Source organism: Erysipelatoclostridium sp. AM42-17 (genome assembly GCF_003480255.1).
Taxonomy (GTDB): Bacteria; Bacillota_I; Bacilli_A; order Erysipelotrichales; family Coprobacillaceae; genus Faecalibacillus.
Genome location: NZ_QUIN01000015.1, coordinates 43,847 through 55,841, shown reverse-complemented (window position 1 = coordinate 55,841; position 11,995 = coordinate 43,847). Strand labels below are relative to the sequence as shown.

The 11,995-nt window shown below is 29.8% G+C and carries 14 protein-coding genes, 1 tRNA gene, 1 pseudogene and 1 other annotated feature; of the genes and pseudogenes, 3 read left to right on the top strand and 13 right to left on the bottom strand.

What is annotated here, in order from left to right:
• Window positions 1–165 (bottom strand): annotated as a pseudogene (locus DW911_RS06955) (3-deoxy-7-phosphoheptulonate synthase); the annotation flags it as partial.
• 62 nt (window positions 166–227) lie between these two features.
• Window positions 228–465: a binding site (T-box leader), on the bottom strand.
• 193 nt (window positions 466–658) lie between these two features.
• On the opposite strand from DW911_RS06955, the gene DW911_RS06950 reads away from it, so the two are divergent.
• Entirely contained in the window at window positions 659–1,348 is a 690-nt protein-coding gene (locus DW911_RS06950; protein WP_118432899.1) for a LytR/AlgR family response regulator transcription factor, read from the top strand.
• A 30-nt stretch (window positions 1,349–1,378) separates the two neighbouring features.
• On the opposite strand, the gene DW911_RS06945 is transcribed toward DW911_RS06950, so the two are convergent.
• Window positions 1,379–1,463: transfer RNA gene (locus DW911_RS06945), tRNA-Leu, on the bottom strand.
• Between the two features lie 121 nt (window positions 1,464–1,584).
• On the opposite strand from DW911_RS06945, the gene DW911_RS06940 reads away from it, so the two are divergent.
• Together DW911_RS06940 and DW911_RS06935 are read left to right on the top strand one after the other, a co-directional pair.
• Window positions 1,585–2,901: an RsmB/NOP family class I SAM-dependent RNA methyltransferase gene (locus tag DW911_RS06940; RefSeq protein WP_118432900.1), complete on the top strand. Its 1,317-nt coding sequence runs from the start codon at window positions 1,585–1,587 to the stop codon at window positions 2,899–2,901.
• Window positions 2,898–3,359 (top strand): HD domain-containing protein, encoded by a 462-nt coding sequence (locus tag DW911_RS06935; protein WP_118432901.1) that lies wholly within the window; start codon window positions 2,898–2,900, stop codon window positions 3,357–3,359. The genes DW911_RS06940 and DW911_RS06935 overlap by 4 nt, the downstream gene beginning before the upstream one ends.
• A gap of 21 nt (window positions 3,360–3,380) precedes the next feature.
• On the opposite strand, the gene DW911_RS06930 is transcribed toward DW911_RS06935, so the two are convergent.
• From DW911_RS06930 to DW911_RS06880, 11 genes are all read right to left on the bottom strand, one after another.
• The gene (locus DW911_RS06930; protein ID WP_118432902.1) at window positions 3,381–4,058 is read right to left on the bottom strand and encodes an alpha/beta fold hydrolase; all 678 of its coding nucleotides are present in this window, start codon (window positions 4,056–4,058) and stop codon (window positions 3,381–3,383) included.
• The gene (locus tag DW911_RS06925; protein ID WP_118432903.1) at window positions 4,048–4,692 is read right to left on the bottom strand and encodes an SdpI family protein; all 645 of its coding nucleotides are present in this window, start codon (window positions 4,690–4,692) and stop codon (window positions 4,048–4,050) included. The genes DW911_RS06930 and DW911_RS06925 overlap by 11 nt, the downstream gene beginning before the upstream one ends.
• Complete coding sequence (locus tag DW911_RS06920) at window positions 4,682–4,957, bottom strand: autorepressor SdpR family transcription factor (RefSeq protein WP_118432904.1); 276 nt, start codon at window positions 4,955–4,957, stop codon at window positions 4,682–4,684. Before DW911_RS06920 ends, DW911_RS06925 begins: the two co-directional genes overlap by 11 nt.
• Before the next feature lie 61 nt (window positions 4,958–5,018).
• The gene (locus DW911_RS06915) at window positions 5,019–5,735 is read right to left on the bottom strand and encodes a lysophospholipid acyltransferase family protein (protein WP_118432905.1); all 717 of its coding nucleotides are present in this window, start codon (window positions 5,733–5,735) and stop codon (window positions 5,019–5,021) included.
• On the bottom strand, window positions 5,735–6,211 hold the full coding sequence (locus DW911_RS06910; RefSeq protein WP_118432906.1) for a dihydrofolate reductase: 477 nt from the start codon (window positions 6,209–6,211) through the stop codon (window positions 5,735–5,737). Before DW911_RS06910 ends, DW911_RS06915 begins: the two co-directional genes overlap by 1 nt.
• Window positions 6,211–7,098 carry a thymidylate synthase gene (gene thyA, locus DW911_RS06905; protein WP_118607632.1) on the bottom strand — a complete coding sequence of 296 codons (888 nt, stop codon included), beginning with the start codon at window positions 7,096–7,098 and terminating at the stop codon, window positions 6,211–6,213. The genes DW911_RS06910 and thyA overlap by 1 nt, the downstream gene beginning before the upstream one ends.
• Window positions 7,099–7,182: 84 nt before the next feature.
• Entirely contained in the window at window positions 7,183–7,854 is a 672-nt protein-coding gene (locus DW911_RS06900) for a hydrolase (RefSeq protein ID WP_118432908.1), read from the bottom strand.
• Entirely contained in the window at window positions 7,847–8,749 is a 903-nt protein-coding gene (locus tag DW911_RS06895) for an ROK family protein (RefSeq protein WP_118432909.1), read from the bottom strand. The genes DW911_RS06900 and DW911_RS06895 overlap by 8 nt, the downstream gene beginning before the upstream one ends.
• Window positions 8,750–8,837: 88 nt before the next feature.
• Window positions 8,838–10,586, bottom strand: coding sequence for a threonine--tRNA ligase (gene thrS, locus DW911_RS06890; protein ID WP_118432910.1), 1,749 nt, complete (start codon window positions 10,584–10,586; stop codon window positions 8,838–8,840).
• Window positions 10,587–10,842: 256 nt separating this feature from the next.
• Window positions 10,843–11,091, bottom strand: a complete 249-nt coding sequence (locus tag DW911_RS06885; RefSeq protein WP_118432911.1) for a hypothetical protein — start codon at window positions 11,089–11,091, stop codon at window positions 10,843–10,845.
• 59 nt (window positions 11,092–11,150) lie between these two features.
• Window positions 11,151–11,870, bottom strand: coding sequence for a pseudouridine synthase (locus DW911_RS06880; protein ID WP_118432912.1), 720 nt, complete (start codon window positions 11,868–11,870; stop codon window positions 11,151–11,153).
• Window positions 11,871–11,995 lie beyond the last annotated feature (125 nt).

The window sequence follows — 11,995 nt, the reverse complement described above, 5'->3', positions numbered from 1 at the left end:
TACTGCTGGATCTACTTCGATTTGTTCTGGATCTACTTTTGTTGTATCACCAATCATTCCAATAACAGTTTGACCAGTTCCGTTTACAACGCTAACTCTTAATCCTTTGTCTTCTACCATTTTTGATACTTTTTTAACATCTTCAGCTTTTGCTGTTGTTTTCATTACAATAATCATTTTTATTTCCCCCTTATTTTCTATTTGATATAAATAAAAAACTCTCATCCATAAAGGACGAGAGCATTGCTTCGTGATACCACCTTAGTTTACTTATATATTACTATATAAGCCTCATCAAGTACTAACATACTTTTATCATATAACGGTGATTACCGGAGATGCCTACTATCAGTTCAACACTCTACTCCAAGACGAATTCAACAATCACTTTCATTTTCTTTTTCACCAACCAAGAAATCTCTACATTTCAAATGAATGTTTACTAGTTCTTTTCACAGTATTTATATCAAATGTTGATGTTATTTTATCTATAATTGTCTTCTATGTCAATGATTTTATCTCAATTTTATAAATTTTTATTGTCATTACGATGTATTTCATGTCGTTACATTTGATTTATAGGTAATAATTATTGAATGTTATTCCTATCAATGTTAGTTTGATTTTGCTTTCATCTTAGTCGTTTTAGGAGAAATTTATGAAAATTGCATTATTTGATCAAAATGATCATGATTTAAATCATTTATCAACCTTAATTTTGAAAAACTCAGAATTATCTAGAGAATTATTTATCTTTAAATTTAATAATGAAGATGAATTTATTCAGTTCTTATTTAAAAATATATCTTATTCCTATTTCTTTATTAATAGTGAAAGTTGTCAGTCAACAACGCTCCTTATTATTAAAGAACTCTATCCTGATATTCCTATTATTCTTACCACAAGAAATCAGACATTACGTCATCTCAATGATGTTAAATTGTTATTTAAACCCTATCAGTTAGAAGATATCAATCGTTGTATTGATTATTGGCTAACATATCATAATCATAGTCGTTTTATTAAAGTCTATGACCAAGATCATTATCTTCATATTCCTGTTCAAGATATTTATTATTTAGAATCATATTATGGTCAAGTTCATGTTCATCTAAAAGATCAAGAATATATTGCCTGTCAAAAAGAACTTTATAAATATGAAAATAAACTTGAACATCTTGATTTTCTTTCAATCCACAAAAGTATTCTTATTAATTATCACAAAATAAAAAAAGCATCTTTATTTCAATATCATCTTTTAAATGATGTTATCCTTATCCCAAGCAGTCGTAAAAAAAGTAGTGCTTTTAAAAAATATCTTGATTTATTGGATACTAAAGCATATTAAAAACTCTCCTAAAGGAGAGTTATTTTTCTATGGTACCGCTGGCCGGACTTGAACCGGCACGGATTACTCCGCTTGATTTTGAGTCAAGTGCGTCTGCCAATTTCGCCACAGCGGCATATAATTTGTGTCCGATAGTTATTATAACAAGGATTATTATTCTTGACAAGGGGATAAAATATTTACTTTAAATTCATTAGTTTATATAATAAATATAACTTAATGAATGAGGTAAAAAAATGAATCAATTATTTTTAGATAGAATGAAAGAATTATTAAATGACGAATATGATGATTTTATTGCATCATTAAATCAACCACCCGTTAAAGGATTTTATCTTAATCCTTTAAAAAAAGATGTACTGAATCATTTGAATCAAGAACATATTACACCACATCCTTACATACCTCGTGGCTATTATTTTGATTATGAAAAAGAGCCACTAGGAAAAAGTCCTTATTTTATGTGTGGCTTATATTATATTCAAGAACCTAGTGCCATGGCTGTCGCAAACACAATTCAAGTAAACAAAGATGACTACATTTTAGATATGTGTGGTGCTCCTGGAGGAAAAACTTGTTATCTTGCTAGTCAATTAAATCAAGATGGCTTAATGATTGCTAATGACATTAATAAATTGAGGGCACATATTCTAGCAAGTAATATTGAACGCTTTGGCTTAAAAAATACAATTGTTACAAATGTTGATCCATTACGTTTTTCATTACCTGGTTTCTTTGATAAAGTCATCCTAGATGCTCCCTGTTCAGGAGAAGGCATGTTTAGAAAAGATGATGAAGCAATTGAAACATGGTCATTACAAAAAGTACAGGAGTGTGCTTATATTCAAAGAAACTTAATTGATCAAGCTTATAAATTATTAAAAAAAGATGGTGTTTTAGTCTATTCTACATGTACATATTCTGTAGAAGAAAACGAAGCACAAGTCAATTACATGGTCAACAAATTAAACATGGAAGTGATTCCTATCCATCAAGAACCAGGTATGACAGAAAGCACACTTTGTCCGGGAACTGTCCGTATGTATCCTCATCATAATCGTGGTGAAGGGCAATTCATTGCTGTTGTTAAAAAAACAACAGATACACTGGTTGAAAAACCTAAGATTTTAAAACCCAATATTACAAGAGAACAATTAAAACTTGTTGAAACATTTTATCATGATCATCTTAATATTGATGTGCCGCCATATTTATTTCAATCTCAGCAACATATTTATGCAATTAGACCTCAATTTCCAGATTTGAATAAAATTAAAGTCATCAAAAATGGACTTTACTTAGGAGAATGTAAAAAAGGAAGATTTGAACCAAGTTTATCTCTTGCTTTAACATTAGAAAAAAAAGATGTAAAAAGATATTATGATTTTTCAAAAGATAGTCAGGAAGTTCAAGATTATATTAAAGGATTAACTTTAAAAGGTCATGGTGATAAGGGATATGGTGTTATTTTTGTTGATGGTTATCCCCTTTCTTTCTATAAAGAAAGTAATCAGCAAGTAAAAAACTTATTTCCTAAAGGACTAAGACGATGAACCGATATGATATAATAGAAGACTATGTTTACCAACTACTAGAAAAAGAATGTTTTGGCAACAAGAAAAAACAAGCTTATCGCCATCTTCTAGGTGTCAGTGAACTTTGTATCATTTTAGCAAGAAAAGAAAAGCTAGATAATGAATTAGCGGGTATCATGGGATTATTACATGATTTAACTATATACAAAGATCATAGTCATTTTGATCATGCTTCTCGTAGTGCTATTTTAGCTAAAAATATTTTAGAAGCCACTCAATTATTTAACGAAAAAGAAATCAGCATAGTTGAAAAGGCTATTAAGAATCATTCAAATAAAAAACAACATCATGATGATTATAGTGAACTTCTCAAATTATGTGATGTGATTAATTCTTATTTATATGAACCCAATTGTATTTTAAATCCTGATCAAAACAAATATCTTCAACTTGCAAAAGAAAAAGACTATATTTAAAAAGATGATGTTGTCATCGTTTCAACGATGGCAACAATCATCTTTTTTTATAAAATCAATAATATAGTGAGCAATTTTTCGACTATCTACAATATAACTACCATGATCTTCTCCCGGTATGATTTCTAATTGACTACGAGGAATATGTCTTGCAATCTTTCTTGTATGTTCCTCTAAAATCAAATCATGCTCTCCTGCTAAAATAAGCGTAGATGCCTGAATTTGTTTTAAATCACGACTATCAATATGAGGCTCCTCTAACATCATTTTAATAAGTGGACTTTTGGTTTTTTTGTATTCTGTTTTCATTTCTTGATAACATTCTTGAGCCACACCCCGAGGATGAAGATTAGCACCCGAAACAATGAGTTTGCTTATTAACTGAGGATATTGACTAGCAAGTAATAATCCTACAACACCACCATCACTATATCCATAATAAATGACATCTTTTAAATCTAATTGAATAATCATTTCTCTAATATCCAAAGCCATATCTTGATAATGATATGAATTGATTTTACTACTTGATCCATGTCCTCGACTATCTACTAAATAAACTTGGAAATACTTCTTTAACTCCTGGTTAGCTATATCAAAAATATGATGGTCTTCTCCATTACCATGAATCATAATCAGTGGTCTACCCTGACCAGTTACCTCATAATATAATTCAACATCATTGACTCTAATTTTCATGTTTATTTCCTTTTTTATATAACAAATATGAATAAACTGTTGGTACTATAATCAAAATCACAACAACACCGATAAAAACTTCAAAAATCTTATTAATCGTAAAAGAAGCAATAATAGTAAATCCACCGATAACCATAATATAGCCTGTCAAACGATTTGTTTTTAACCAATTCGTTTTATCATTTAAAGTCCATGGTAAACGTATACCCAAAGTATAATTTTGTTTGACTTTAGGTAAATAATTTCCAATTAAAATAAAAATGATTCCTACTAATACTGGTACAATCGTTTCTATAGCAATATCGTAACCAAAACAAACTAAATAAGTCATAATTTGCAAAATACATGCAATACTAGGGATAATCCATAAAAGTAATTGTTTCATCTTTTCTGGATAGTTTGGTTTTTTAGGATCATGACAAGCAAAGAACAAACAGATCCATTGTAATAAAACCATTAATAATGGTAATCCAAAAACAACAAACATCTTACTAGCGTAACCATCAATTTTTCCTGATAAATTCCAATGAATAGGCATATGAGCTGGTAAAGATTCATAGACAAAGGCTCCAAAAATCATAGGTAAAATACAAACCAAAGTTGTCATAAATAAATCTTTTTTATTAATTTTCATTTTCTTTTCCTCCAAATTGGCTAAACCATAACATCACTTCTTCAAATACTGATGTATTAATTTCATAATAAATATAATTTTTATACTTTGTTTCATAAATCAAATCAGCTTGTTTAAGTTTTGATAAATGATAAGAAATTGTAGCTTGAGTCATATCAAAATGTCCTGCAATTTCCCCTGCCGAGAGTTGTCCATCTTTTAGTAATATTAAAATATCTCGTCGTACAGGATCAGACAAAGCTTTAAATGTTTTCACAAATTCCATTTAATCACCTTTATATTTAGATAAATTTCTAAATAGATTATAACATAAAAAAAGGATATGTCTATCCTTTTTGGTTTTCACGTATACATTCTTGAATTCGATCATGGACACATTGAGCAATCTCATTTGTTTTCATATCTTTATATTCATCATAATAAAGTGGTTTAAGATAATGAATTTGAGCCGTTGTTTTCTTTATTGTATTATTATCAAATACTTTATAACAATCTATCATAGCTACAGGAACAATTGGTGCTTTTGACTTTGTTGCAATTTTAAAAGTACCACCTTTAAAATCTAAAATCTCATTTTGTTTTTTTGATCTTGTTCCTTCTGGGAAAACAAAGAAATTTTGTCCTCTTGATATTTCATCAGCTACATATTTAATCACTTTAGCTGATTCTCTAATATTACTTCTATCCATAGGAACATATTGTAGCATATTGATTACATCTTTAACTAAAATTGTAGATGCTAATTCTTTTTTTACAATAGCTCGAATAGGTTTTTCATGAGTTTGAAAAATAGCTAAGGGATCAAATAAACCTTGATGGTTAGGCGTTAACAAATAACCATCTTCTTTAGGCAAGTTTTCTAAGCCATAACATTCTAGTGTCACACGGCATCTTCTGGTAATTGTAAAAACAATTTTATGAATAAAAGCATAAGCATCGCTTAACGAATATTTATCATGATTGGATAGTTTTTTAACTTTAACAAACCACCAATAAGGAAGTTGAAATAGACTTCTGATTACAGCTAAAGCAATTCTTTTCATTATTGATTCTCCTTATTATATATTTGTAAAACAAATGTTTCCATTTGTTTTTCTTCTACTAATTTAAATTCATGGTCTTCAAAAGATGGAAAATAAGTTTCTCCTTCATGAACACCTGGAATACGTGAAATGATGAGTTGATCACAATAAGGTAAAGCTTGTTTATAAATACTTGCACCCCCACAAATATATAAGTCCTCATTATTTTCTTGATATTCCTTAATCAAGGAAATCAAATCATTTCTTACTTCCACACGATTATCATCTAATCCTTTTCGTGTGACAACGATTGTTTTTCGATTTGGCAAAGGTCTACCTATTGCTTTATAAGTAGAAGCACCCATTACAATTGTTTGCTCAGTAGTAACTGCTTTAAAATGTTTTAAATCTTCTGAATTATGCCATGGCATTCCATTTTTAGAATCCTTTTTCCCAATTAATAAATTTTGATCCGTCGCTACAATAATACTAATCATTAGACACTTACCTTCCCTACTAATTTCCCATAAGATTGATAGTTTTCTATCTTAATATCATCAATCGTAAAATCAAAGATTGATTTTACTTCTGAATTTAATACTAATTGACATTTTGGTAAAGGTTCTCTTGATAGTTGTTCTTTTACAACATCAAAATGATTTTTATAAATATGAGCATCACCAATAGTATGTACAAATTCTTTAGCTTGATAACCGCATACTTGAGCTAACATAGCAGTAAATAAAGCATATGATGCAATATTAAAAGGAACACCTAAAAAAGTATCTGCGCTTCTTTGATAAAGTTGACAAGATAGATATTTTTTATCATTAGAAACATAGAATTGTAAAAAAGCATGACATGGTGGTAAAGCCATCTCATCGACTTCTGCGGGATTCCATGCACAAATAATATGTCTTCTAGAAAATGGATTATTTTTTAAAGAATCCACAAGTTTAGCAACTTGATCTACACCTTCGTTATTAAAATTACGCCATTGTCTACCATAAACAGGACCTAATTCGCCATATTTTACAACAAAAGGATCATCCTCTGGTAATTCTTTAATTTTAGTTACAAATTGTTCTAAAGTTTCCCCATGAAAATCATCAGATTTTTTAAAAGCTTCATAAGGCCATTCATTCCAAATTTTTACATTACGATCAACTAAATATTTTATATTTGTATCTCCTTTAATGAACCAAAGCAACTCTTCAGCAATCGGTCTTAAAAACATTTTTTTAGTTGTCATTAATGGAAAACCATCTAATAAATTATATCGCGTTTGGTATCCAAAAACACTACGTGTTCCAGTACCTGTACGATCATCACGATCTTGACCATGATCAAGAATATATTGACACATATCTAAATATTGTTTCATTCATTTCACCTCTTGTTCCATTATATAGAAAAACCATCTTATTGTCATCAAAATAAAAAATGACCTTAGTCATTTTTTACCATATTAGTCATAACGATGACGATATTCTTCCATCATTCCTTTAAATATTTCTCCATTAGTAGGAGGTGTAAAGGTCACTGCATTAGCACCTGCCTCAATAACTTCTCTTACAGTTTCCTCACTAGGTCCACCTGTCGCAATAATTGGAAAATCAGGATCTATCTCTCTTAATTTTTTAACAATTTTAACTGTTTCTTTTCCCCCAGAAACATTAATAATATTAGCATTTGTATGCAACATTCTTTCTTCCAAATCTTCATTTAAAGAAACAATTGTTAAAACAACAGGAATATCAATATCTTGAGCTAAATTTTGTACAAACTCTGTAGCAGTAGGCGCATTTAAAACGACGGCTGTCGCTCCATGTAATTCTGCATCTAAAGCAATAGATTCCACTCTTTTACCGGCTGTTGTTCCACCGCCAACACCAACAAAGACTGGTCTTTGAGCCACTGATATAATAGCTTGGGTAATTTGAATCGTTGGTGTAAAAGGATAGACTGCAATGACAGCATCAGCATTACAATTAGCAATAACAGCTACATCAGTTGAAAAAACCAATGATTTAATTCTTTTTCCATTAATTAACACGCCCGTTGCTTCGCGATATATTTCTGGCACTAATATTGTATGACTTCTCAGTTGTGTATTAATTCTAGGTATCGATTTATTCATTTTGATCCCCCTCATGAACTTGTTTATAATGATATGTTGCACCAATTAAATTAGCATCATTGCCAAACTTACATACTTTAATATTCGGTCTTACATGAGCATGTGTTAACTGTGAAAAAATAATGTCTAATTGTTCATTTACACAATCTAATAAATCTGCTCTTGTAGAGATAGCACCACCAATAATAATCATACTTGGATCATAAGCATATTGTAAATTATAAATTCCCATAGCAAGCGTACGATAAAATTCATCTACATATTTTTTATATACTTCATTTTCACTAGCGTGATCAAAAATTTCTTTTCCATCCAATTCATGATAATCAATTCCTAATTCCTTAGCAATTCTTTTGGTTACAGCAACCGTAGAGCCATCATCTGACCATGTATAGTATTTCTTTTCATCTTGATCATATCTTGTAATCATATAACCAAATTCCCCACCATGTAATGCATGACCATGATGAACATGTCGATCTTTTATAACAGAACCCCCAATTCCTGTCCCACTAACAATAAAACAGCAGTCATTTTCATCACGGGCAACACCTTGCCAAACTTCTGCCAAGGCTGCACAATTAGCATCATTTTCTAATTCTACAGCTTTATTTAATCGTTTTTGCAAATCTTCTTTAATATTAGGACCATGAATATAATCTATAGCACTAGAACCATAAATAACTCCTTCATCACTTGCTACCGCACCTGGCATTGATAAAGCAATCCCCTCAACATTTTCATTCTCTTTTGCTACTTTTTCAATTTCTTGATACATTTTTTCTAAAGTATCAGGTGTTTTAAATTTACTCGCTAAGCGAACTTGTCCATCTTGATTGACTAAAGCATATTTTACAGATGTTCCACCTACATCAAAGGCTAAATATTCTTTCATATCTTGTCCTCCCATTTCTTTTATTATAGTATAAATATTTGAACAAATCATTAACAAAATAAAGACCTCTATCAAGAGGTCTTTGTCATTATCTTTTATCTTTAATTTGTTGTTTTAACATATCAATGAATTCATCTACAGGAACTGTTGTTGCCTTTTGTTCCCCGTGTTTACGATATGTTACAGTTTTTTCATCACGTTCATTATTACCTAAAACCAAGATATAGTTTGCTTTTTGCATTTGTGCTTCACGAATACGATATCCTAGTTTTTCATCACGTTGATCAATTTCAACTTCAAATCCTTCATCTAAAAGTCTTTCATAAATTTCATTAGCGTAATCTAAATGATATTCATTTTTAACTGGTAATACTTTGACTTGTACAGGAGCTAACCATAAAGGTAAATTTCCCTTTGTTTCTTCAAGAATATAAGCCATAAAACGGTCTAATGAACCTAAAATAGCACGGTGTAATACAACAGGTGTTTTTTTAGAACCATCTGCATCAACATAAGTTAAATCAAATTTAGCTGGTAAACAGAAATCTAATTGACATGTAGATAGTGTAATTTCATTACCAATTGCTGGTTTAACATTAACATCTAATTTAGGACCATAGAAAGCAGCTTCACCAATTTCTTCAGTATATTCAATACCTAATTCATTCATAACTTCACGTAATTCATTTTCAGCCTTATTCCACATTTCATCATCATCATGATATTTCTTTTTATCATTTGGGTCTCTAAGTGATAATACACAGCGATAATCAGTAATATTAAAATCTTTATAAACATCTAAAATTAAATCAATAACACCCTTAAATTCAGACTTAATTTGGTCTGGAGTCACAAAGATATGAGCATCATTTTGACAGAAATGTCTTCCTCTTTCAATCCCTTTAACAGCTCCACTTGCTTCATATCTAAAATCATGAGCTATTTCACCAATACGAATTGGTAAATTTTTATATGAATGTAATTTGTTAGCATAAATCATCATATGATGTGGACAGTTCATAGGTCTTAAAACAAATGATTCTCCATCCATTTCCATTTGAGGAAACATATTTTCTTTATAATGATCCCAATGTCCTGAAGTTTTATATAAATTAACTGTTCCTACTGCAGGAGTTAAAACATGTAAATAGCCAAGTTTCTTTTCTTTACGTTTAATATAGCTTTCTAATTTTTGCCAGATAGCATATCCTTTTGGTAAGTACATTGGTAAACCTCTACCAATTAAATCATCGACCATGAATAATTCCATGTCTTTACCAATTTTACGATGATCTCTTTCTTTGGCTTCTTCTAATAATTTTAAATGTTCTTCTAACTGTTCTGCTGTTGGAAAACATACACCATAAATACGTTGTAGTACTTTGTTATCTTTATCACCTTTCCAATAAGCACCAGAATGTTTTATTAATTTAAAATTCTTACACATTTTTACTGTTTCTACGTGTGGTCCACGGCATAAATCTGTAAAATCTCCTTGACTATAACATGTAATATTGCCATCTTCTAAATGAGAAATTAAATCTAATTTATACTCATCATCTTTAAACATTTCTAAAGCTTCTGCTTTAGAAATTTCACGTCTTACAATTCTTTTTCCATCTTTGCAGATTTTTTTCATTTCTTTTTCAATTTTAGCAATATCTTCATCACTTACAACTTGATCACCTAAATCTACATCATAGTAGAATCCTTCAGAAACAACAGGTCCTACCCAAAACTTAGCTTGAGGATATAAGTGTTTAATAGCTTGTGCCATCACATGAGCACATGAGTGATTTAATGTACTTAATTGTTCATTTTCTTTAAAATCGATCATTTTTATTCCTCCATCTTATACAATGATTAAAAAAACTCTCATCCAAAGGACGAGAGTTTCGTGGTACCACCTTAATTTGCTTAAAAAGCCTCAAAACTTTAACGCAGTTAACGACATCTTTTTCAAGTGCAGCCTATTAGGGAGTACTTTATAATTTTCTCTAAGGTTTTCACCAGCCACCTTTTCTCTAAATCAAAATATTATAAAACATATCCTAAATCATTGCTTTTTTAATTTACATCATTATTTTAAATGATTATTTTTTATTGTCAACAGTATCTTGAAATTGTTGAAATAAATTTTTTTGTTTTAAACACTCTTTTTTAAATGCATTATAAACATACTTCGTTTTTATTGGTTCATATACCGTTAAAGTATCACACTTTAAACAATATAATCCATAAATTCCACCTACATCTAATTTTTTTACCCAATCACCCTGGGCATGACATATTCCACATTGAATTGTATTTTGTGGATCAATAACTTGTACTCTCACTTTCATCACCTTTAACTACTATATACCACCGGTGATAAAAATAATGTCAAAATAACACTATCATTTTATTTATTGACAAGTGCTTTTAAGTCTTTTACTTCTTGAGGTTTTAAACGTCGATATTGTCCAGGCTTTAATCCTTTTAAATTAACACATCCAACAGATACACGATGTAATCTTTTAACTGGATGTCCTACACTTTCAAACATTTTTTTAACTTGTCTGTTTTTTCCTTCATATAATTTAATTAATAGAACTGTTGATTTATGTTCCATATCTTTAAAAGTAACTTTAATTTTACAAGGAATTGTTTTAGCTCCGTCAATATAAATTCCTTTTTCTAATCGATGTAAATCTTCACCTTTAATTAATCCTTTAATTGTCACTTCATAAATCTTTTCTAAATGTGATCGAGGATGCATAATCATATTAGCAAATTCACCATCATTAGACATAATTAATGCTCCTGTTGTATCAAAATCCAAACGTCCTACAGGATAAATTCTTTCTTCAACGTCTTCAAAAAAGTCTACAACCTTTTTACGATCAAATTCATCATCTAAAGTACAAACACATCCTTTAGGTTTATAAAATAAATAATATACTTTATTTTCACCAACAATCATTTCACCATCAACAGTCACAATATCACCTTGTTTTACTTTTGTTCCCATTTCTTGTACAACTTGACCATTGACACAAACACGTCCCTGTCTGATTAATTCTTCTGCTTTTCTTCTAGAGGTATATCCACTAGCAGCAATATATTTTTGTAATCTTTCCATATATTCTCCTATATCTATATTCAATCATTTTATTATTTTCTTTATCATATCATTTATAATATAAATAAAGATAAAAAACAACTCATTACGCAAAGTTTTTCATTTACTTTTACTATTTTATCTCT

What these genes read in the sequence shown, in the direction of transcription:
- DW911_RS06950 (WP_118432899.1), top strand. Translation starts at nt 659, where the DNA reads ATGAAAATTGCATTATTTGATCAAAATGATCATGATTTAAATCATTTA.
- DW911_RS06940 (WP_118432900.1), top strand. Translation starts at nt 1,585, where the DNA reads ATGAATCAATTATTTTTAGATAGAATGAAAGAATTATTAAATGACGAA.
- DW911_RS06935 (WP_118432901.1), top strand. Translation starts at nt 2,898, where the DNA reads ATGAACCGATATGATATAATAGAAGACTATGTTTACCAACTACTAGAA.
- DW911_RS06930 (WP_118432902.1), bottom strand. Translation starts at nt 4,058, where the DNA reads ATGAAAATTAGAGTCAATGATGTTGAATTATATTATGAGGTAACTGGT.
- DW911_RS06925 (WP_118432903.1), bottom strand. Translation starts at nt 4,692, where the DNA reads ATGAAAATTAATAAAAAAGATTTATTTATGACAACTTTGGTTTGTATT.
- DW911_RS06920 (WP_118432904.1), bottom strand. Translation starts at nt 4,957, where the DNA reads ATGGAATTTGTGAAAACATTTAAAGCTTTGTCTGATCCTGTACGACGA.
- DW911_RS06915 (WP_118432905.1), bottom strand. Translation starts at nt 5,735, where the DNA reads ATGAAAAGAATTGCTTTAGCTGTAATCAGAAGTCTATTTCAACTTCCT.
- DW911_RS06910 (WP_118432906.1), bottom strand. Translation starts at nt 6,211, where the DNA reads ATGATTAGTATTATTGTAGCGACGGATCAAAATTTATTAATTGGGAAA.
- thyA (WP_118607632.1), bottom strand. Translation starts at nt 7,098, where the DNA reads ATGAAACAATATTTAGATATGTGTCAATATATTCTTGATCATGGTCAA.
- DW911_RS06900 (WP_118432908.1), bottom strand. Translation starts at nt 7,854, where the DNA reads ATGAATAAATCGATACCTAGAATTAATACACAACTGAGAAGTCATACA.
- DW911_RS06895 (WP_118432909.1), bottom strand. Translation starts at nt 8,749, where the DNA reads ATGAAAGAATATTTAGCCTTTGATGTAGGTGGAACATCTGTAAAATAT.
- thrS (WP_118432910.1), bottom strand. Translation starts at nt 10,586, where the DNA reads ATGATCGATTTTAAAGAAAATGAACAATTAAGTACATTAAATCACTCA.
- DW911_RS06885 (WP_118432911.1), bottom strand. Translation starts at nt 11,091, where the DNA reads ATGAAAGTGAGAGTACAAGTTATTGATCCACAAAATACAATTCAATGT.
- DW911_RS06880 (WP_118432912.1), bottom strand. Translation starts at nt 11,870, where the DNA reads ATGGAAAGATTACAAAAATATATTGCTGCTAGTGGATATACCTCTAGA.